This window comes from Vibrio sp. 10N.261.55.A10, assembly GCF_041470825.1.
GTDB lineage: Bacteria > Pseudomonadota > Gammaproteobacteria > Enterobacterales > Vibrionaceae > Vibrio > Vibrio crassostreae_C.
The window spans coordinates 1-19,636 of the sequence record NZ_JBFRNC010000060.1 but is presented as its reverse complement, the minus strand read 5'-3'; the positions used below and the strand labels follow the sequence as shown (position 1 = coordinate 19,636).

Here is a 19,636-nt window from a genome sequence, read left to right as displayed (position 1 = left end):
AATGAACCATAGTTAAATCGTAAAGCAACATAACGAACCGCAAGGAGAAGTGAGGTTTTACACACAATTTGGATGGATTCAGAAACAAAGTTTTAGTTCCTCGTTAAATGTTCAGGTCGATATTTAAGGCTTCCTGATTCGCGAACTCACGATTGAGTAACGAGGGTGAGGCGTACTGAGTAAGTACGCCTTTAGTTCGTCTGGAGCATTCATTTTTCATCGTTACCCCCTTTCTAGTGACACTCATACAACTTCTGGCTTAAATCATTCTCCGTATAAACAAGCGATTGGGGTCAATTTCTCCGTGATTGTGTATATACTCCCTTAAAAAGGAGAACTGATATGACTAAAAAAGTTCCTACAAATATTATTACGGGTTTCTTGGGTGTTGGTAAAACGACAGCCATTTTGAACCTGTTAAAAAATAAACCTGAAAATGAAAACTGGGCTGTTCTGGTTAATGAGTTCGGGGAAATTGGTATTGATGGTGCATTGATGACAGATCAAGGCGCTTTGATTAAAGAAGTACCGGGTGGCTGCATGTGTTGTACAGCAGGCGTTCCTATGTCGGTGGGCATTAATGCCTTACTTCGCCAAAAGCCAGATCGTTTATTGATTGAGCCAACAGGGCTTGGTCACCCTAAACAAGTGATTGCAACGTTAACTTCAGAGCAATACACACCTTATGTTGATTTAAAAGCGACGCTTGGTTTGGTAGACCCACGAAATCTATCTAATGAAAAGTACACGTCGAATCAGAATTTCAATGATCAACTAAACAGTGCAGATGTGATTCTTGGTACTAAGGTAGACCTTGTTCATGCTGAAGATATCGATGTGTTTAATGATTGGGTGACTGATCAAACGCCAGCAAAAGTCTTCCATAAGCTAATCCATGACGGCGAAGTGCCACTGGAAGTGTTGGACATTGAAAGAGTGTATGGCAGTGCTTCATCTCATATTGAAGCGCACCATCACGATCACGCTGAACAAGAACCTCAATTCCAACTTCCTCCCGGTGAAGCTTTCATCCGTAAAGAGAATAAAGGACAGGGTTATTTTAGTTGTGGATGGCTGTTTGGTGCAGAGCATAAGTTCGACTTTGATGCACTATTCTCAATGTTGTCTGATTTGACGGCTGAACGTGTAAAAGCCGTGGTGAATACAGACCAAGGTTGCTACGCGTTTAACGTGGCGAATCAAGTCGTGTCAGTCAATGAAATCACACTAGATGGCTTTGAATCTCGACTGGAAGTGATCGACTCACAGCTAATGCCATGGGGCGATCTCGAACAGATTCTGCTCAAGCTGTGTGGCATCAAATAGGGTTTAATCTCTGTTTGAACTGAATAATCGGGTGTTTACTTCGTCGATGGCGTGGTAAACACCGGATTAAATGAGAAAGTTTGCGTTATATCACGATAAATGTGAGATAAATCACTCTAATTACTTTATAGTGCTCGGCTGAAATAAGAATGTAGGCTGTCTGCTTAAGGAACCCGTAACAATGTCATTTTCCTCTCAAGGTTTTGCTCCTGAATTAGTCAAAGCGTTGACTGAGTGTGGTTATGAAAAACTCACTCCAATTCAACAAAAAGCGATTCCAATGGCTCGTAAAGGCCATGATATTTTTGCTACTGCTCAAACCGGTACGGGTAAAACAGCGGCATTCTCATTGCCTGTTATTCAGCACCTACTGAACAGCGGTAAAAAAGCATCTCGAGGAACGGCTCGCGGGCTTATTCTGGCTCCAACTCGTGAGCTTGCTGCGCAGATCGCTCAAAACATCAAAGACTACGTTAAATACACTGAACTAAGCGTTTCAGCGGTTTACGGTGGTAACAAGATGTCTTCACAGGTTCGTCAATTAGAGCTGGGTGTGGATATTCTGGTTGCGACTCCGGGCCGTTTAGAAGAGCACTTAGAAGCGGGTAACGTGTCTATTGCTAACCTAGAGTTCCTAGTGTTTGATGAAGCTGACCGTATCCTAGATATGGGTTTCATCAATGCTGTTCGTAAGATCATGCTGGATGTAGAAACATCGCCACAAATCATGATGTTCTCGGCGACAACATCGACTCAGTTGAATCAACTGTCAGTAGATATTTTACGTAAACCAAAACGTATTAGTGTTGAGCGTGAAAACTCAACGGCTGCTACTGTCGGCCACGTGGTTTACCCAGTGGATCAAGAACGTAAAACAGAACTGCTTTCTGAACTGATTGGTCGTAAAAACTGGCGCCAAGTGCTTGTTTTTGTGAACTACAAAGAAACAGCGAACGGTGTAGTTAAAGAGCTTAAGCTAGATGGCATTAAAGCAGTATTGTGTCACGGTGATAAAGCGCAAAGTGCTCGTCGTCGTGCTCTAGACGATTTTAAAGAAGGTAAAGCGCGTGTAATGGTAGCAACAGACGTTGCGGCTCGTGGTCTTGATATCGAAGACTTACCACACGTAATCAACTACGACATGCCTTTCCTAGCAGAAGACTATGTTCACCGTATTGGACGTACTGGTCGTGCAGGTAAGCAAGGTCATGCTGTCTCTTTCGTTAACCGCGAAGAAGAGTTAACCGTGGTTCAGGTTGAGAAATTGATTCAACAACGTATTCGTCGTGTTGAACAACCAGGTTACGAACCGAAGAAGCGCGATGCTTACATTGAAAAGCTGAACACCAAGTCGGCTTACAAAAACCGCCAAGGTCGTAAGAACAACGCGAACGAAGAGCCTCAAGATCAAGCGAGTGCAGAACGTCGTTTGACTATGATGAAGCGAATTAAAAACCGTCGTAAGTAAAATTACGGTTGGTAATGAAAAAGAGCCACTGTATTGTGGCTCTTTTTCGTTGTGTCGCTAAATACAAGGTCGCTCCTTACAAAGACAGTTCAACAAGCTAAAACACTCAAATAAAAATAAATCGATAAGGTAATAATATGGATAGCGCGCTACTTTGGGCTTTTATTCCCACGTTTTTCTTTGTGTCAATCACACCTGGCATGTGTATGACCTTGGCGTTAACGTTGGGCATGAGCATCGGTTACAAGCGTACATTATGGATGATGATCGGTGAACTGGCTGGCGTCGCGGTAGTTTCAGTGGCCGCAGTATTGGGTATAGCTTCGATCATGCTGAATTACCCATGGTTATTTACAGGCTTCAAGTTTGTGGGCGCAGGGTACTTGTTCTATTTAGGCGTTCAGATGTGGCGTTCAAGAGGCAAACTGGCGATCAGTACTGATAATCAAGAAGCTCAAGTGAACAATGATTGGGACTTGGTGGTTCAAGGCTTCGTGACTGCAATTGCGAACCCGAAGGGGTGGGCATTTATGATCTCTCTGCTTCCTCCTTTTATCAACAGCAGTAAAGATTTAGCGCCTCAACTGATGATTTTGGTGTCTATTATCTTGGCTTCTGAATTTGTTTGTATGACTCTGTACGCGACAGGCGGTAAGAGCCTTAAACACATGCTCGGCAAGGCTGACAATGTGAAGTTGATGAACCGTATTGCCGGCACGCTAATGATGGGCGTGGGTGTGTGGTTGTTCGTGAGTTAATTCTGCTTTAACGACGACGGGTAGAGAGATCCTCGACTCAGTCGTTCCTCCTTCTCGAGGATGACGCGTGCTTGGGATGATGAGTACTTAGGATTACGGTGAGTTTTGAAAATTCGGATTCTTACTTAAACCAAAGAATGAATAGAATATAAAAAGAGCGATAGGGCAATTAGCCTTATCGCTCTTTTTGATTTTACTTAGCTAGCGAACAGAAACTAGATAGCAGTAAGATTGCTGACCTTAGCTAGATTTGCTTATTAAACCGCGATTTCACCACCGTCTTCACGGCGAATGACAACTGTCGATGCTCTCGGGCGAACATTGCCTTGAGTTTGAGCCGTTGCATCTTCAGACGATGGCCAGTTTGCTGGGTGTTGAATGTTCACGAACAGTGATTTGAAGTCTGGGCTGATAGTAAAGCCAGTCACTTCACAACCGTTTGGACCCACAAAGAAGCGCTTAAGTTGTGCTTGGTTGTTAGCATCGATCACCGCGCTGTTGCCTTTATCATCCGTTAACTGAGACGGAACCACAGCCAGCATTTGGTCGTTGGTGTAGCCCGTTACTTCGTCTGCGCCGTTATCAGTTTGAATCCACAGGATGCCACGAGCATCAAACGCTAAGCCGTCAGGACTAGCGAATTGGTTCATGTCTGTTAGACCAGAGCGGTTGATAGATTTGTCTTCCACGGCTGGAGAGCCGAATACAAAGATATCCCAATCAAATTCGCCTGCCGTTTTGCCTTCGTCCCAACGGATAACATGACCAAACTTATTGTTTACGCGAGGGTTCGCTGAATTGGCTTCTTTACGCTTGTTGTTATTAGTTAGCGTTAGGTAAGCGGTACCTGTCATTGGGTCAACAGAGCACCATTCAGGACGGTCCATAGGGGTTGCGCCTACAAGGTCGGCTGCACCTGCGGTATTAACGATAAGTGCTGCTTGAGAGTCAAACGTATCACCTAGCTTGCCACCGTTGGTGGTTTTGCTGTTTAGTGTTAGCGGTAACCATGTGCCCGAACCATCATCGTTGAACTTAGCTACGTAAAGCGTGCCTTTGTCCATGTATTTGTCGCCCGCACTTAGTCGGTTGCTTGGCTCAGCGTCACGCGGGTCCCATTTCGCTTCAGAAACAAATTTGTATAGGTATTCGAAACGAGAATCGTGGCCAGAGTAGAATACGATCGGCTCGCCTTCGGTTAGCTTACCAAACGTACAACCTTCATGACGGAAACAACCCAGAGCAGATCGCTTCTTAGCACGTGAGTTTGCTGTGTATGGGTCGATCTCAACAATGTAGCCGTGACCGTGTGCTTCGTTACGGTAATCGTCCATTGGAGAATCAGCGGTTGGTGTCACGTCAAAACGTGCAAACTCATCCAAGCGTTCTTGTTTGTCACCAGAAAGCGTGTCCCAACCGTAGCGAGTTTTGTCCGTCGCGATGCCGATACGTTCTTGAGCCGGTGTAGTTGCACCTTTATTGACAAAGTAACCCGGCCAGTTCTCTTCACAAGTTAGGTAAGTGCCCCAAGGTGTGTAGCCGTTGCCACAGTTATTTAATGTGCCGCGAGCTTGGCTGCCGTCTTGTGAGAATCTGGTTTTGGTAAACTCACTGTGAGCGACAGGGCCAGATAGATCCATGACTGTCGCGCCTGTGTAGCGGCGGTTAAGCGGATCGTCGTCGACCATTACCCATTGGTTGCCTTCAAGCTTAACGCGAACAACACTCACGCCGTGTGCGTTAATCTCTTTGCGTACTTCATCAATGTTAGGACGAGCGCCTTCATTGTATGTCGGGCCGTTAGCGTGCAGGGCTTTTTGGTCAATGTATTCGTGGTTGATCACCAACAAACCATCATTGCTGTTGCCATCAAGCGGGAAGAAGTGCATGCCATCGTGGTGCATTCCCAGTGCATTAGCTTGGTCTTGTGCGTTGTTTGTACCGTCTTTTAACCAAGCATTACCTTGCTTGTTAAGTGGCGTGCCCCAAGGAACGAGCACTTGTGCTGTGTAGCCTTTCGGTACGACAACACTGTCAGTCAATGAGCCTTTAACCGATTCAAACGCTAGAGTCGCGGCGCTTTTCTGCGCGCCTTTTGCTTGCATTGTTGCGGCGTTAGCTGTGCTGTGACCCGCTAAACCAAACGCGCCAAAAGCGGTCATTGCACTGATGCCTAATCCGCCTTTTAACACGTTTCTTCTTGAAAGGTTTGCATCTAGAACTTCTTCGAAGGGTTTGTTTTTACTCTTGTTAAAACGAGTGCTATCAAATGTTTCCTTGCTCATTGCGACTGCTTCCTATTGGCTGGCTTTATTATTCGTTATTTATGACTTACCCGCGTACTAATGAATTGGTTAATAACTTGGGTAAAGTGTGTGACCAATCGTGAAGCAGTTAAGTGACAGATTTTTATAGATTTGATTAAGGTTTTGTTTCTGTAGCACGATTTTTGCCATTAACACCCTTGTGTAATACAAAACTCTTGGGGATTGATGTGGAACTGTGTATAAATGCTTTATCAAACGAAAAGAGAGGCAGTTATGAAATTAGATAAAATCGAAAACAAAAATCGTCGCCTACGCAAAAAGCTATACCTAGGTGAATTCGCGATTCTGGGTTTTGAAGTAAGCTGCAAGACATCGATTACTGATTTTGATCAATACGATGTGTTCATTGATGAGTTCATTGATTTCATCGACAGCATCGGTCTGTGCTTTGGTGGCGGCGGCCTTGAGCTGTTTGAAGGTTTCTTATGCTCAATTGAGCGCTACCGTTCAGTAACAGAAGCAGAACAACTGCAAGTTGCTCAATGGCTTGAAGCTCGTGCTGAAGTAAGCAAAGTGGAAGTTAGCGAACTGATTGACGCAAACTACGCGTTCTAATTTGATGTTGTGTTGTTAGCTCGATTGAAAGGCCAAATACGGCTTAGGAAAGAGTAACAACAGTACGCTAGAATAAAGGCCGAATCGTTAAATCGATTCGGCCTTTTTGCGTTTTATTCGTTCCATTTCTATTCTTTATCTTCTTTTCTATCCCTTCTGACGTAAATGATAAATTGATATTTTTCGATTAAATATTAGTACTTTATCGCTATTTTTATTTGCAGTAATAAGTTTGGATAAACTTGTGAGAGTTTTATGAGAATTCAATGAAGTTGCTGATAGATTTGATCGTCATTCTTAGAGTCAACAACACCACAGTTCGTTCTGGCAAAGGTAACGGTATATCGCTGTTATTCGTTTTGTTGGCAACGATAGGACTCGATAAAGGATGGAATCAAAATGAATAAACGTACTCAAATCAGCTTAGTGATCAGCTCGGCTATGTTGGCCTTCGGAGCGGCTCAAGTTCAGGCTGCTGAGCTTGAAGTCACTGTCACTAATGCAACGAAAGGGATCTACTTTACGCCTATCTTAGCGGCGGCTCATGACTCAAGCTTGTTCATGTTTAGAACGGGTGAAACGGCTTCTTCGGAACTAGAGTCCATGGCCGAAGGTGGCGATATTTCAGGTTTATCTGGTGTCATTGCCAACGCGGGAGGCGTGGTGGTTGAGAACCCAGCGGCCGGCATCCTCAATCCAGGCGTCGCAACTACGTTTGATATCAGTACTGGTGATTTAGAGTACCTATCATTGGGTGCAATGTTGCTGCCGACAAACGACGGCTTTGTTGGTCTAGATAGCTGGAAGATCCCAACTCAAGCGGGCACCTACAAAGCGACTCTAAATGGTTATGACGCAGGCACAGAAGCGAATGATGAGCTGGCGGGCAGTATGCCGAACCCTCCATTCATTACCTTTGGCGTTGGTGGCACAGGTGTAGAAACGGCAGTATCAAACGCTAAGGTTCATATTCATCCAGGTAACATTGGTGATGGTGATGCGGCGGGCGGCATCAGTGACCTCGATAGCAGTAGCCATCGATGGTTAAACCCTGTTGCAACTATCACCATTGTTGTGAAGTAAGGGGGATGTATGAAAGCTAGAATTCTATTTATCGCTGCATCAGTAGCTGTGTTAGCGGGTTGTCCGGACGATGACGACGATTACTATCGCTATGATGTGAGTGTTACTAACCTCACCCACAATCAACCAATGTCACCACTCGCGGTGTTGACTCACAATACGAATTTTGATCTGTTTGAAGTTGGGCAAAGTGCCTCTGTCGATCTGGAATACTTGGCGGAAGGGGGTAGTAATGCACAATTGCTTGCGCTCAGTGACAGTGACGCCAATGTTTATCAAGGCATCTCAGGCAATGGACTGATTCTTTCAGGTGAGCAAGACACGGTGTCGATTCGTGTCGACCCAAATCAAGAAGGGTATATCTCAGTTGCTTCCATGTTGGTGAACACCAATGATGCGTTTGTCGGCGAATCCGGATTATCGCTCAAGTCATTAGCGGTGGGTGATACCTTTACCATGAACATGAATGTTTGGGATTCGGGAACTGAGCTGAACGATGAGCTTGCTGCAACCATTCCGGGACCAGCAGGCGGTGGTGAAGGTTTTAATACCACACGAGACGACACCGATATAGTGAGTTTTCACTCTGGCGTAATCAGCCAAGATGATGGCCTTACGACTTCTACTTTAAGTGCAAATCATCGTTTCCTTAACCCCGGTGCAAGAATCACCATTACTCGAACTCAGTAACAGGTTGAAAGCACGATGAAAGAATTCCTGCTCTGTTCCGGTCAATTGAAAGGTGGGCGGACTCAGAATAGAGCAGGGATCATGAATAGTGCTGCGGTAAATTTGATGGCAAACATATTGTTAGTCGAAGACGATGACGACTTGGCTGAGCTGGTGCAGATGCATCTCAAGTTCCAAGGACATGATGTTGTAAGGACCAACTTAATTGAAATGGCTCAAGCGCTATATCAGGGAAGCCAGTTTGATTTGATCGTGCTTGATCGAGGCTTACCTGACGGCGATGGTCTCGATTTTTGTCGATTGTTACGCCAGCAAGAAGACTGGACGCCTGTGCTAATGCTTACAGCAAGAGACACTGAGCTAGATAAGGTGTCGGGCTTAGAAGCTGGGGTTGATGACTATATTACCAAGCCTTTCAGCGTGCTCGAGTTTCAAGCTCGCGTGAGGAACGTATTGCGTCGCTTAAGTCACTCTGAAGCAACAGTGAAAGATTTGCAATCAATCGAATCTATAATGAGTTTTGGCGGGCTTACCATCCAACCTGAGCGTCATCAGGTTTCATTGAATAATCAAGATGTCCCACTGACAGCAACCGAGTTTACGTTACTTCACTTTTTAGCCACCCGACCGGGGCGCGTCTATAGCAAAGATGAGCTACTCAATCACGTTTGGAATACCGATCATTCTGGTTATCACCACACGGTGTGTAGCACGGTTAACCGCTTGAGAACAAAGTTGGCCATGCCGAATAGCGACGATGACTTCATCAAAACCGTTTGGGGTGTGGGCTATAAGTTCGAATCGAAAGTTTAGGCCTATGTGTCGCGTCCTAAGCTTAAGAGCCATCGAGGAAAGAACATGAGTTTCAAATCGCGTTTAGTGTTGTTTACCAGTTTGTGGTTTCTGCTCGTGAGTGTGGTGATTGCCTACACGTATCATTGGCAAAAAGAGACCATAGAACAAAGAACTAAGCAGAGCTTACACAAAGAGCTCGCGGTTCATATGCGCGATGATAACCCTCTGATGATAGGGACTGACTACAACCCCAAAGCCCTTAAATCCATATTTCATACCTTGATGTTGATTGGTCCCGATTTCGACATTTATTTTCTCGACAGCCAAGGAAATATCACGACGCACGCTGCGCCAGAAGGCACTGTGTTGGCAAGCCAGATAGACTTAGCACCCATTAGACAATTTTTAAATGACGAGCCTTATCCGATTCTTGGCGAAGACCCTATCAATCCTGATTCTCGTAAGGTGTTTTCCGTTGCTGCGATTGAAGAGTTGGGTTCAACAGTTGGGTATCTGTATGTGTTGATTGGCAGTAATCGCCATACCGTGATTGCTAATTCGCAAGTCGACACACCTTATATGGCGCTAGCAGGACTTATGCTGATCTCTATCTTAGGTTTTGCGATTGGGGCTTACCTGCTCGTGAAGCGCAGCCTCTTAAACCCTATCGAAGAAGTTACAAACAAGCTGCAACAACAAGCAGAGCAAGATTTTCGATTGGACCCGAACTTCATTCATCAAGTACCAGAATTGGTGCCGATTGCACGCTCGTATCAGTTGATGGCGAAGCACATTCAACAGCAATTTTTGCAACTTGAATATCAGTCGTCACATCGAAGACAAAGCTTATTACAGCTCAGTCATGATTTGAAAACGCCATTGTCGAGTGTATTGGGGTATCTAGAAACGTGGAGGATTCAAAACCCACATTCGGATCCACTCATAGATGTGGCATATCGCAATGGCAACAAGTTATCTGAACAGCTCCATTCGCTGTTAGATAGCGCCAAGAAAGATAACCCGGTACCCACATATCAATACGCTTCAATCGATTTCAATGGGCTGATGAGCGAATGCTTAGAAACGATACAAAGCAAATATCGCCATAAAAATGTTGAGTTGAACATTAATATGCCTATTGGAATCAAGGCTGTGGGTGACAGTGATCTGCTTGAGAGGTTGATTTTGAATCTGTTAGATAATGCATTGAGGCATAGCCCAAGTGGCACTGTGGTGTCGTTAGATGTTGGTTTTGAAGCGGATTCCAAACGGGTGAAGGTGGTGATTCATAATGAGGTTGAACTGGAAGCGCCGAATGGTTCTTTGGGAATAGGAACCAAGATCGCGCAGTCGATACTGATGTTACATCACAGCGTGCTAGAAACAACAAAGGCAGAGAACTCCTTTCAGCAAAGCTTTTATTTGCCTTCGGTATAGCTCTGTCTGCCTTCGTTTAGCTCGATGTATACTTACGTAGAACTAACGTTAAGCGTCTTTACTGTCTTCGTTGCCTTCGTTCACTTTCGCGTAGAAGTGAAGTAGCTCAGTTAATTCTTTAACCCAGCCAAACGCATCTTTAGGTGCGTTCTTTAAGATCTTTTCTACTTTCTCACAGTGCACTTCGATTGCGATTGCTTCTTCAAGGTTGAAAGAAATTGAGTAGAAGTGCCAAAGCAGTAGGCGAGTCATTCGCTCGATGTTCTGTTGCGAGTTATCCGACTCTGAGAAGGCTAGGTTTACTTCACCAAGCGCGATAGCTGTCATTCGAAGCATTGCGTCAAATTTCGCTGATTGCATGCGTTCTTCGCTGGTGACTTCTTCTTGCTCGAACGTAAACAATTCCGTCATTGCATCTTCAGGTACAAGGCGATGAATCATTCTTAAACTAAATTCTTCTAGTTCATGGCGAGGCATGGTGATTAAGCAATTTAAGGTGTAGTCGCGTTGCATGGTGTTCTCTTGGATCTGCAAAAAGGTCGGACAGTTTAATGGAGAAGCGAGTTTAGAAAAAGCAGATTTTAGATAAGCCTGCGTTGGCAGGCTTATCTGTGTACTACAAGCCCTAAAATCGATGCTTAGGGGAACTGTATTTAGGTTTGAACGCAGTATCAGGCCTTGCTATGGCTTGGCGGTTGGTACTGCATCGACTGGTCGTTTCTCATGAATATGTTGCTCGCGACCAAACTGCCGATGCAAATAGAACCAAGGGCGAGCCAAGTCATCGCATCAGGAATCTCGTTGAATAGTGGGATCGCCAACAAGGTCGCCACTGCGGGTGTTGCACTGCCAAAAGCGGCAGAGCGTTCAGCCCCTAAGGTATTAACCGCATAAAGGTAAGTGAACGCAGCGATTAAACCCGCCCCAACGCCTTGCACTGTTGAATGAACGGCAAGCTCCGTGAAGGGCCAATTAGCGATTGGTGTGTCCATTAGGTGGCTTGGGAGGGTTCCAGTCAGGATTAGGACGAGTAAAAGCAAAGTAGAACAGAGAGAAATAAAACCGGCACTGACTAACGCATTAAGATTAGCGACACGGGCTGAGATGGTGAACATCGCCCACATTAAGCTTCCGCATAAAAACAACAAATGACCTTTGGTGTATTCGAAGTTGAAGCTGCTTAAGCTACTCCCTAAAAACAACAGTATGCCGAGCAAAACCAAACCTAAACCAACAACACGATGTCGGCTGAGTGGCTGCTTAAAAAAGAGTACCGCAATTCCTGTAACGAACAGAGGAAGCGTGCCCGGAACAAGAGCACTGCCATGAGATACCGGAACAAACTGCATGGCCGTTCCGGCAACAAGCAGATAAGGTAATCCGCTACCTACGAACATACCCGTTAGATACCGTTTAGGGACGACGGCAATTGCGCTGCGTGCTTTCCACATCAAAGGCAATAACACCAAAGCCGGTATGAGAAATCTTGTGAGAGCGATATCGGCAGGTGTTAAATCTGAATTTGCGCCGCCTTTAAGAGAAAGAAAAAAGCTCGCCCAAATGAGTAGGGTGACAGTAATAGATAAGTAGCCAAGATTCATAATATAGAAGGAGAGTGGGTGATGACTCATTATGGAACAGTTGGTGTGCCACAGGTTGGCAAGTTTTGGCTAAACTTGAACTATCGTTGATGATTTCTGCTAATATTCACCAAATAATTAACGGATTTAACTAATGTTTGGCATTTACTATGGATAGAATTGATAGGCATCTTCTCGAACTGCTACAAAAAGATGGCAGGTTAACCACGGCTGAACTTGCTGATGAAGTGGGTTTATCACCTTCGCCTTGTGCAAGACGAGTCAAAAGGCTAGAAGAAAAGGGCATTATTGACGGTTATCGTGTGAGCTTGTCACGAGAACAAGTCGGCATCGCAATGAGTGTGTTTGTTGAGGTGAGCCTAAACAACCACCAAGAAGTGTCGATAGATAAGTTTGAGGCGGCTGTTGTAGAGATGGAAGAGGTGATCAGTTGCCACGTTGTATCTGGGGCTTATGACTATTTGCTAGAAGTGGTTAGCCCGAACTTGATGGCCTACGAGGCATTTACAAGAAAACTTCAAAGGCTCTCTAACGTGAAAGATATTCATACCCACCTTGCGATAAGACAAGTAAAAGGCAATGCACCACTGCCAATTTATACCGATTAAGCCAAACTCTGAGCAGTAACACGAAGGCAGAATGAGCTGAAAACGAAATGGTTTACTCCTGAAGTAGAAGCGCGGTCAATATCAAAAATCATCCATTAAGTGTCAGGCTTCAGGCAATAAAAAACGGAGCACCTCGTGAAAGGTACTCCGTATATGATAGGTGCAAAACTTAGTGATACTTAAAGTTAGAGATTGAACAATCCCCAGTTTGTGCATTAATTCTGAATGAAAAAGCATGTGAATGATAATCCACGCCGTCATTCCAAATTGTCTCTCCAAATATCTTACATAGCTCTAGCTCACTTACTGAACCGAACTCTTCCATGTGTTTAGCTACAGATAAAAGTTTACCTCTTATCTCTGCAGTCCATTCCGTGTTACTCAAGCAGTTGAAAGCCATAGTCTTTTGCATATTACCTAGCCAAAATGTTTCTTGTTATTAAGTTATATGAAGATTCATGATAACAATTTTCTGGCGTTTGTAAATCTATTTTGTGATGAATATCTCACATACTCGCTTGCATTGGTCGGAAATTGAACTTCATTGTTGATAGATAGCACATTACTTTTACAACCTATTGATAAAGCTTTGATTAACGAGTTCTTAGAATATTATGAATGGGATTGAGCATATTTATCGGAAAAGTCCAGTCGAACGAGTGAGAGAATCTAATGGTGATTTCAGTTTGATGCATCGTTTGCTGGTTGGTTTATGTGGCGCGCTTCATCAATCATCGTCGCTTCTCTGCGGTATTTTGAAGACAGCTGACGGAATTTTTCACTGAGTGTATGGAGATCTCGGGAGAGTGATTGTGAGCTTTGTACGTGCACCTTTGCGCTTTCTGCCTGGCGCGGGAGTCTTGCTTTGGTGCAGTGTTTGGCGACGGCTTGCCATGAATACGCTAGAGAGTCAGCGCCTTCAAGTTCACTAGACACAACATACGCCTGTTGTAGCAAAACCTCGGAGACGTCATACGCGGTATTCATATGACTATTGAGCTGCACATTAAACCTTTCTTCATACTTTGCCCAAAGCTCAATGATCTGCTTTTCATTAAAGTGTTTAGATAACAATGTCTGTGACTCATAGGTTGAAAGAACTTGGTTGAACTCTTTGGTGTACTGATTATAGCGACCTTCAAAAGAGAGCTGACGATCCAACAGTGTTTGCCAGTTTTCACGGTCACAATGATTCGCTAGAGCGACATTGGCACTAAAAGTTGCGCTTACAATGATAACTTTCCCCCAAAAACTCATGACTTTCCTCTACTTACCGTGCGCTCTATTGAGAGTATAGATGAGCAGCAGCATGAGTTGATGTACACTTGAGACATACCTATAACGGAAGAGCTGGTGGATTTGATGAAAAAAGCGCTGATCGCTTTACTTGTGTTGTTGATATTGGGCGGAGGGGGAGGAGCGGCATACTACTTCTTGGTCATGAATAAAGACCCAATCCCACAAGAGAAAACGGAAGAGCCGGCGTTAGAAGCTACCGAGCAATCTGAATCTGAGCTTGTACCCATCATGGATCTTCAGCCTGAACCCGAGCAGACGGAATTTTACGTTTTGGAGAGAAAGCTTGAAGTGGTCGAGCAACCTGAAATTGATGGCTTGATAACAGATTACCTCTATAAAGGGGAAAAGGTGGTGGTACTCGAGAAACAAGGCGAATGGGCACGTATCTCAGACTATATAGTCCTTAAAGAAGGCGGCCCACAGACGGCGGAATGGGTCTCTATGTCAGGCTTATCGAATGATGAAGTCATTATTTCGGAAAAAGAAAGCAAAGAGATATTGGATTCCTATTTGGTTAAGTCTGATGACCTCAAGATCCATCAAGAAAAATTCCGTAATTCGGTGGCTAAACTGATCTCTGAGGGGGAGTGTGCCCCAAGTGATTTTGAAGAATTAGGCGGATGGGTGAAATCTGTTAAGTACAGCAATCGAGATGTCTATTTTATTTATTGTGGTGGGTTGTCCCTTGAAAACAAAATTTATCTTGATGTAAATACAAATGAAATATTTACGAAGTAAGATCCCACGCTCAATTTATTAATGCTATTTACTTAAGCCCACTCATAGATTGAGTGGGCTTTTTTGTTTATTCATAATGCTCATCTTCCCCATTTAGAACGTTAATTATATTGAAGCTCATATAGAATCATTAGGAACCATTTGTTAATTTCTAATAAGAGTTTTGTTATTATTCTCGTGATCAATCATTTCAAATTCCCACATTGCATTATTCTTGAAACAAGCTGGGAGATATAGATTTATCTCTTATTAACAAAGGCTTATCTGCTTGTTGATAAAAGTAAAATTAAATAAACCTTATTAATATCAGAGCTTTGCGTTAATTTACATGTTCGTAACATTTCATTAATTTTGGGATGCAAGTCTAGTTTTTAATCATAATACGAAAATATTTTATATTTGTAATAATACTTTTTGATTTTGAGTTGTAGGGTTTAATTAAAGCAAAACGTAAAGTTTAATTATCAGCTAAGACATTATCTTATTAACATCATTGTTATTTAATTGCTTGTAAGGGATGGAACCATTAATGAAAAAGCTTGCTTTAATTACAGGGTCAAAAGGCGGTATCGGCTCAGCAATTTCCTCTAAATTAGTTGCAGACGGCTATCGTGTTATCGCGACTTATTTTACTGGAAATTACCAATGTGCCTTGGATTGGTTTAACGAAAAACAATTCACCGAAGATCAAGTGAGATTGTTTGAATTAGATGTTACCAATACTGCGGAATGTGCGCTGAGCTTAAGCAAGTTGTTAGAAGAAGAAGGCACGGTGGATGTACTAGTCAATAACGCAGGTATTACACGTGATAGCGTCTTTAAAAAGATGGATGCCGAAGCGTGGAAAGACGTGATTGAAACAAACCTAAACAGTCTGTTCAACGTGACTCAACCTTTGTTCGCTCCTATGTGTGAGAAAGGTAACTGCCGTGTCATCAACATCTCTTCCGTCAATGGTCTTAAAGGTCAATTTGGACAGACTAACTACTCAGCAGCGAAAGCTGGAATGATTGGTTTTTCTAAAGCTTTGGCTGCAGAAGGCGCTCGTAGCGGCGTAACCGTGAACGTGATTGCCCCTGGCTACACAGCAACTCCTATGGTTGAGCAAATGAAGCCTGAAGTACTGGATTCAATCAAGAACCAAATTCCGATGAAACGCTTAGCAACACCTGTTGAAATTGCAGACGCAGTGGGCTTTTTAGCGAGTGAATCTGGCGCGTACATTACAGGCGAAACATTGTCTGTGAATGGCGGCTTGTACATGCAGTAATTGGCGAAACTGAAGGGGTTGGAATGATGGAAAAAGTATTTATTGTTGCGGCTAAGCGCACTCCTATTGGTGCATTTACCGGGTCGCTAAAAAACGTATCTGCGGGTGAACTGGCTGGCGTTGCGATCAAAGGTGCACTTGAGTCTGTCGATCTTTCGTTAGATGCGATTGATGAAGTAATCGTCGGCAACGTGATTTCGGCAGGTCAAGGCATGGGGGTTGCTCGTCAGGCTTCCATCTATGCAGGGCTTCCTGAGGAAACACCAGCATACGGCGTGAACATGATTTGCGGCAGCGGAATGAAATCAGTGATGGACGCAGCGGCGCACATCAAAGCACAAGATGCTGAAGTGGTTATTGCTGCTGGCGTTGAAGTGATGTCACAAATTCCTTTTGTGGTACCAGCGAGCGTTCGTAATGGTCACAAAATGGGTGACATCTCAATGAAAGACTTACTGGTTGGTGATGGCTTAACCGATGCGTTTAATCATTACCACATGGGCATGACCGCTGAAAATATCGCGAACACGTTGAATATTTCGCGCCTAGCTCAAGATAACTATGCCTTAGAAAGCCAACAAAAAGCCGTTGCTGCGATTGAGGCGGGTAAGTTTAACGAGCAAATCGTGCCTGTAGAAGTTAAGCAGCGCAGACAAACCGTCACTTTTGATACCGATGAGTATCCGAAGTCAGACGCGACATTCGAAGGTCTGCAAAAGCTTCGTCCAGCTTTTGACCGTGAAGGGTCTGTTACGGCAGGTAACGCTTCGGGCATCAATGATGGCGCGAGTGCAATCATCTTAGCCTCAGAGAGTGCAGTAGCGAAATACGGACTGACACCACTGGTAGAGCTAACGAGCTACGCACAGTCTGGATTAGATCCAAAGATTATGGGTTTAGGCCCAGTAGAAGCCGTTTCTAAAACGCTTGATAAGGCGAATCTCACTCTAGAAGAAGTAGATTTGTTTGAATTGAATGAAGCGTTTGCAGCACAAGCTCTTGGCGTAATGTACCAATTGTCAGAGCAGCATGACTTACCGCTTGATGAGTTCAAGCCAAAGGTCAATGTGAATGGTGGTGCAATCGCGCTTGGCCATCCTTTAGGTGCTTCAGGCAATCGAATTATTGTTGCACTCATCCATGAAATGCTTGAACAGAAAACGACTTATGGCGTTGCTTCACTCTGTGTGGGTGGGGGAATGGGAACCGCTGTTTTGCTAAAAGGTATTGAAGGTTAGAGCCTGATATATCGGTAGCAAGCTTAAATATCGGATCAGCTTTTCAAAGCATCGCGAGTTAATCGATGAGCGTTGGCTGAAACGATAGTGACACAAATTTATTAAACTATGTATTCATCAGGAGTTACTTATGTACACGGATATTTTCAAAACAATTACTGACCAAACTGAAAAGCAATTTGAACCGTACTTAAAGTTCAACAAGTTGGTTGCAAAGAACGTCCAAACGATGACAGAACTGCAAATGAATGCAATGCAGACTTACACGAACATGGGTCTTGCGCAAATGAAAGCAGTGACTGAAATCAAAGACGTGACTAGCCTAACGGCGTTCAACAGCCAGCAACTAGCAGCGCTAACTCAATTGTCTCAACAGATGATGAGTGATAGCTCAAAAATGCAAGCTGCTGCAAAAGAGTTCAAAGAAGATGTTGAAACACTAACAACTGAAAACTTGAAAACAGTTACACCTGCATAAATAAAATCGCCATCGAGTCAGCACAGTGTTTACTGTGAGGCTCGGTGGCGATTTTCCGATTATTGGAGTCATGTTATGTTTCAACACTTCTTTTCGGACTACCTTGTTAAACTTCAACAAACAAACCAGCAATGGTGGGAAAACTTTGAACAAAACAAGGAAGCCGCGCAATCTCCCCTAAATCAAGCGATGCAAGAGTTGAATTTTGATGATGCGTCAAAAATCTTCGAGCAAGCCGCTAACCAACCCGCCGTTCTCCTTCAGTTACAATCCCAGTGGTGGGAACAGCAACTTAAGATTTGGCAAAATGCCGCACTGATGGGTAATACCGAAAGCGTCATTACTGAAGAGCGCAGTGATAAACGCTTTATTGATGAAGCGTGGAAAAATGACCCGTTTTACAGCTTTATCAAGCAGTCTTATTTGTTATTCAGCAAAAGCTATATAGACACCATTAATTCAATCGAAGGCATAGACGAGAAAACCAAGGAACGTGTGGCGTTCTTTTCACGTCAGGCTATCAATGCTCTTTCTCCTAGTAACTTCATTGCGACTAACCCAGAGTTGATGAAGCTAACGCTTGAGCGCAATGGTGAGAACTTGCTAGATGGGCTAGAGCAGCTACAAGCTGACGTTGAAGCGAGCGCGGATATCCTCAAGATCCGTATGACCAACAATAATGCCTTCCGATTAGGTGTTGATGTTGCGAACACGGAAGGTGATGTCGTTTTTCAAAATGATCTGTTCGAGCTTATTCAATACTACCCAAAAACACCTCAGGTGAACGCCACGCCTTTGTTGATCGTTCCTCCATTCATCAATAAGTACTACATTCTCGACCTTCGTGAAAAGAACTCAATGGTTCGTTGGTTGCTTGAGCAAGGGCACAGCGTCTTCATGATGTCTTGGCGCAACCCAGGTGAAGCGCAAAAAGACTTAGAGTTCGGTGACTATGTCACGGAAGGCGTAGCGAAAGCCGTGACGGTAATTGAAGATATCACGGGTAAAGAGCAAATCAATGCTGCAGGTTACTGCATTGGTGGTACTGTTCTCGCTTCAACGGTCGCTTACTATGCTGCTAAAAGAATGAAGAAACGCATTAAAACTGCGACCTTTTTTACGACTCTATTAGACTTCTCTCAGCCGGGAGAGGTTGGCGCATATATCAATGAAACGATCATTAACGCCATTGAGAAACAGAACGATGCTAAAGGATTCATGGATGGTCGTTCATTAAGCGTGACATTCAGTTTGCTTCGTGAAAACAGCCTGTACTGGAACTACTACATTGATAACTACCTAAAAGGCAGCAGCCCAATGGAGTTTGATCTGTTGTACTGGAACAGTGACAGCACTAACGTTGCAGCTAAATGCCATAATTTCTTGCTGCGTGAGCTTTACCTTGAGAATAAACTTGTTCAAGACAAAGGCGTGAAAGTAGGCGGTGTCTGGATTGATCTCAATAAGATAAAAATACCAAGCTACTTCATTTCAGCGAAAGAAGATCATATCGCGCTTTGGCAGGGGACTTACCGTGGTGCCTTGAATACCGGTGGCAACAAGACGTTCGTGCTTGGTGAATCTGGTCATATCGCGGGTATTGTTAACCATCCAGATAAGAAGAAGTACGGGTTCTGGCTGAATGACAACCTAGACGACTCGGCGGATGAGTGGCTAACTAATGCGACTCATAATGAGGGGTCTTGGTGGACACACTGGAATCAGTGGCTACAAGGTTTTGAAACTGACGAAAAAATCGAACCTTTCAATCAAGGCTCAGAGCTTAATCCTGTGATTGGCAAAGCGCCAGGCAACTATGTAAAACAGGTGCTGCCGATTGTCGATCAAGAGCAGGTTGATAAAGAGACCGCAGAGAAAGAAGCACCAGAAAACGAAGCTTAGGGCGTTAAGTCACATTCAATTATAAAGATACACAACGTCAGATAATAAAAAAGGTTCATCGCG

General features: G+C 44.0%; 20 protein-coding genes. 15 read left to right on the top strand and 5 right to left on the bottom strand.

Annotation, left to right across the window (positions count from 1 at the left end):
• Positions 1 to 342 precede the first annotated feature (342 nt).
• From AB4274_RS18315 to AB4274_RS18305, 3 genes are all read left to right on the top strand, one after another.
• Positions 343 to 1,326, top strand: a complete 984-nt coding sequence (locus AB4274_RS18315; RefSeq protein WP_285953580.1) for a GTP-binding protein — start codon at positions 343 to 345, stop codon at positions 1,324 to 1,326.
• Between the two features lie 181 nt (positions 1,327 to 1,507).
• The gene (locus tag AB4274_RS18310) at positions 1,508 to 2,794 is read left to right on the top strand and encodes a DEAD/DEAH box helicase (RefSeq protein ID WP_371714614.1); all 1,287 of its coding nucleotides are present in this window, start codon (positions 1,508 to 1,510) and stop codon (positions 2,792 to 2,794) included.
• Between the two features lie 137 nt (positions 2,795 to 2,931).
• Complete coding sequence (locus AB4274_RS18305; RefSeq protein ID WP_146490734.1) at positions 2,932 to 3,552, top strand: LysE family translocator; 621 nt, start codon at positions 2,932 to 2,934, stop codon at positions 3,550 to 3,552.
• 257 nt (positions 3,553 to 3,809) lie between these two features.
• On the opposite strand, the gene AB4274_RS18300 is transcribed toward AB4274_RS18305, so the two are convergent.
• A complete protein-coding gene (locus AB4274_RS18300) occupies positions 3,810 to 5,837 on the bottom strand; it encodes a PhoX family phosphatase (protein ID WP_372112855.1) in 2,028 nt (675 codons plus the stop codon).
• A gap of 255 nt (positions 5,838 to 6,092) precedes the next feature.
• Here AB4274_RS18300 and AB4274_RS18295 point away from each other — a divergent pair, with 255 nt between their 5' ends.
• The 6 genes from AB4274_RS18295 to AB4274_RS18270 all read left to right on the top strand — a co-directional run bounded on the left by AB4274_RS18295 (position 6,093) and on the right by AB4274_RS18270 (position 10,439).
• Positions 6,093 to 6,434: a YggL family protein gene (locus tag AB4274_RS18295; protein ID WP_017062629.1), complete on the top strand. Its 342-nt coding sequence runs from the start codon at positions 6,093 to 6,095 to the stop codon at positions 6,432 to 6,434.
• Between the two features lie 266 nt (positions 6,435 to 6,700).
• Complete coding sequence (locus tag AB4274_RS18290) at positions 6,701 to 6,841, top strand: hypothetical protein (protein WP_017067451.1); 141 nt, start codon at positions 6,701 to 6,703, stop codon at positions 6,839 to 6,841.
• On the top strand, positions 6,834 to 7,517 hold the full coding sequence (locus tag AB4274_RS18285; protein ID WP_372112853.1) for a spondin domain-containing protein: 684 nt from the start codon (positions 6,834 to 6,836) through the stop codon (positions 7,515 to 7,517). Before AB4274_RS18290 ends, AB4274_RS18285 begins: the two co-directional genes overlap by 8 nt.
• Before the next feature lie 9 nt (positions 7,518 to 7,526).
• Positions 7,527 to 8,207, top strand: coding sequence for a spondin domain-containing protein (locus AB4274_RS18280; protein ID WP_372112852.1), 681 nt, complete (start codon positions 7,527 to 7,529; stop codon positions 8,205 to 8,207).
• An 81-nt stretch (positions 8,208 to 8,288) separates the two neighbouring features.
• Positions 8,289 to 9,020, top strand: coding sequence for a response regulator transcription factor (locus AB4274_RS18275; protein WP_372112850.1), 732 nt, complete (start codon positions 8,289 to 8,291; stop codon positions 9,018 to 9,020).
• Positions 9,021 to 9,065: 45 nt separating this feature from the next.
• Positions 9,066 to 10,439 carry a sensor histidine kinase gene (locus AB4274_RS18270; protein ID WP_372112848.1) on the top strand — a complete coding sequence of 458 codons (1,374 nt, stop codon included), beginning with the start codon at positions 9,066 to 9,068 and terminating at the stop codon, positions 10,437 to 10,439.
• A 48-nt stretch (positions 10,440 to 10,487) separates the two neighbouring features.
• Here the strand turns inward: AB4274_RS18270 and AB4274_RS18265 are convergent, their stop codons facing one another.
• Positions 10,488 to 10,952: a hypothetical protein gene (locus AB4274_RS18265; protein WP_017062624.1), complete on the bottom strand. Its 465-nt coding sequence runs from the start codon at positions 10,950 to 10,952 to the stop codon at positions 10,488 to 10,490.
• A 158-nt stretch (positions 10,953 to 11,110) separates the two neighbouring features.
• Complete coding sequence (locus tag AB4274_RS18260) at positions 11,111 to 12,040, bottom strand: DMT family transporter (protein WP_017064490.1); 930 nt, start codon at positions 12,038 to 12,040, stop codon at positions 11,111 to 11,113.
• A 149-nt stretch (positions 12,041 to 12,189) separates the two neighbouring features.
• Between AB4274_RS18260 and AB4274_RS18255 the strand changes: the two genes are divergently transcribed.
• Positions 12,190 to 12,648, top strand: a complete 459-nt coding sequence (locus tag AB4274_RS18255; protein WP_017062622.1) for an Lrp/AsnC family transcriptional regulator — start codon at positions 12,190 to 12,192, stop codon at positions 12,646 to 12,648.
• A 169-nt stretch (positions 12,649 to 12,817) separates the two neighbouring features.
• Here the strand turns inward: AB4274_RS18255 and AB4274_RS18250 are convergent, their stop codons facing one another.
• Both AB4274_RS18250 and AB4274_RS18245 read right to left on the bottom strand, forming a co-directional pair.
• Positions 12,818 to 13,060 (bottom strand): hypothetical protein, encoded by a 243-nt coding sequence (locus AB4274_RS18250; RefSeq protein ID WP_017062621.1) that lies wholly within the window; start codon positions 13,058 to 13,060, stop codon positions 12,818 to 12,820.
• A gap of 269 nt (positions 13,061 to 13,329) precedes the next feature.
• A complete protein-coding gene (locus AB4274_RS18245) occupies positions 13,330 to 13,905 on the bottom strand; it encodes a hypothetical protein (RefSeq protein WP_136979883.1) in 576 nt (191 codons plus the stop codon).
• Positions 13,906 to 14,001: 96 nt separating this feature from the next.
• Between AB4274_RS18245 and AB4274_RS18240 the strand changes: the two genes are divergently transcribed.
• From AB4274_RS18240 to phaC, 5 genes are all read left to right on the top strand, one after another.
• Positions 14,002 to 14,685, top strand: coding sequence for an SH3 domain-containing protein (locus AB4274_RS18240; protein ID WP_017064492.1), 684 nt, complete (start codon positions 14,002 to 14,004; stop codon positions 14,683 to 14,685).
• 529 nt (positions 14,686 to 15,214) lie between these two features.
• Positions 15,215 to 15,955 (top strand): SDR family oxidoreductase, encoded by a 741-nt coding sequence (locus tag AB4274_RS18235; RefSeq protein WP_017062618.1) that lies wholly within the window; start codon positions 15,215 to 15,217, stop codon positions 15,953 to 15,955.
• 26 nt (positions 15,956 to 15,981) lie between these two features.
• Positions 15,982 to 17,193, top strand: coding sequence for an acetyl-CoA C-acetyltransferase (locus AB4274_RS18230; RefSeq protein ID WP_102320772.1), 1,212 nt, complete (start codon positions 15,982 to 15,984; stop codon positions 17,191 to 17,193).
• Between the two features lie 130 nt (positions 17,194 to 17,323).
• Positions 17,324 to 17,671: a phasin family protein gene (locus tag AB4274_RS18225; RefSeq protein WP_017062616.1), complete on the top strand. Its 348-nt coding sequence runs from the start codon at positions 17,324 to 17,326 to the stop codon at positions 17,669 to 17,671.
• A gap of 75 nt (positions 17,672 to 17,746) precedes the next feature.
• Positions 17,747 to 19,573: a class I poly(R)-hydroxyalkanoic acid synthase gene (gene phaC / locus AB4274_RS18220; protein WP_372112847.1), complete on the top strand. Its 1,827-nt coding sequence runs from the start codon at positions 17,747 to 17,749 to the stop codon at positions 19,571 to 19,573.
• Positions 19,574 to 19,636: the final 63 nt, after the last annotated feature.

What these genes read in the sequence shown, in the direction of transcription:
- AB4274_RS18315 (WP_285953580.1), top strand. Translation starts at nt 343, where the DNA reads ATGACTAAAAAAGTTCCTACAAATATTATTACGGGTTTCTTGGGTGTT.
- AB4274_RS18310 (WP_371714614.1), top strand. Translation starts at nt 1,508, where the DNA reads ATGTCATTTTCCTCTCAAGGTTTTGCTCCTGAATTAGTCAAAGCGTTG.
- AB4274_RS18305 (WP_146490734.1), top strand. Translation starts at nt 2,932, where the DNA reads ATGGATAGCGCGCTACTTTGGGCTTTTATTCCCACGTTTTTCTTTGTG.
- AB4274_RS18300 (WP_372112855.1), bottom strand. Translation starts at nt 5,837, where the DNA reads ATGAGCAAGGAAACATTTGATAGCACTCGTTTTAACAAGAGTAAAAAC.
- AB4274_RS18295 (WP_017062629.1), top strand. Translation starts at nt 6,093, where the DNA reads ATGAAATTAGATAAAATCGAAAACAAAAATCGTCGCCTACGCAAAAAG.
- AB4274_RS18290 (WP_017067451.1), top strand. Translation starts at nt 6,701, where the DNA reads ATGAAGTTGCTGATAGATTTGATCGTCATTCTTAGAGTCAACAACACC.
- AB4274_RS18285 (WP_372112853.1), top strand. Translation starts at nt 6,834, where the DNA reads ATGAATAAACGTACTCAAATCAGCTTAGTGATCAGCTCGGCTATGTTG.
- AB4274_RS18280 (WP_372112852.1), top strand. Translation starts at nt 7,527, where the DNA reads ATGAAAGCTAGAATTCTATTTATCGCTGCATCAGTAGCTGTGTTAGCG.
- AB4274_RS18275 (WP_372112850.1), top strand. Translation starts at nt 8,289, where the DNA reads ATGAATAGTGCTGCGGTAAATTTGATGGCAAACATATTGTTAGTCGAA.
- AB4274_RS18270 (WP_372112848.1), top strand. Translation starts at nt 9,066, where the DNA reads ATGAGTTTCAAATCGCGTTTAGTGTTGTTTACCAGTTTGTGGTTTCTG.
- AB4274_RS18265 (WP_017062624.1), bottom strand. Translation starts at nt 10,952, where the DNA reads ATGCAACGCGACTACACCTTAAATTGCTTAATCACCATGCCTCGCCAT.
- AB4274_RS18260 (WP_017064490.1), bottom strand. Translation starts at nt 12,040, where the DNA reads ATGAATCTTGGCTACTTATCTATTACTGTCACCCTACTCATTTGGGCG.
- AB4274_RS18255 (WP_017062622.1), top strand. Translation starts at nt 12,190, where the DNA reads ATGGATAGAATTGATAGGCATCTTCTCGAACTGCTACAAAAAGATGGC.
- AB4274_RS18250 (WP_017062621.1), bottom strand. Translation starts at nt 13,060, where the DNA reads ATGCAAAAGACTATGGCTTTCAACTGCTTGAGTAACACGGAATGGACT.
- AB4274_RS18245 (WP_136979883.1), bottom strand. Translation starts at nt 13,905, where the DNA reads ATGAGTTTTTGGGGGAAAGTTATCATTGTAAGCGCAACTTTTAGTGCC.
- AB4274_RS18235 (WP_017062618.1), top strand. Translation starts at nt 15,215, where the DNA reads ATGAAAAAGCTTGCTTTAATTACAGGGTCAAAAGGCGGTATCGGCTCA.
- AB4274_RS18230 (WP_102320772.1), top strand. Translation starts at nt 15,982, where the DNA reads ATGGAAAAAGTATTTATTGTTGCGGCTAAGCGCACTCCTATTGGTGCA.
- AB4274_RS18225 (WP_017062616.1), top strand. Translation starts at nt 17,324, where the DNA reads ATGTACACGGATATTTTCAAAACAATTACTGACCAAACTGAAAAGCAA.
- phaC (WP_372112847.1), top strand. Translation starts at nt 17,747, where the DNA reads ATGTTTCAACACTTCTTTTCGGACTACCTTGTTAAACTTCAACAAACA.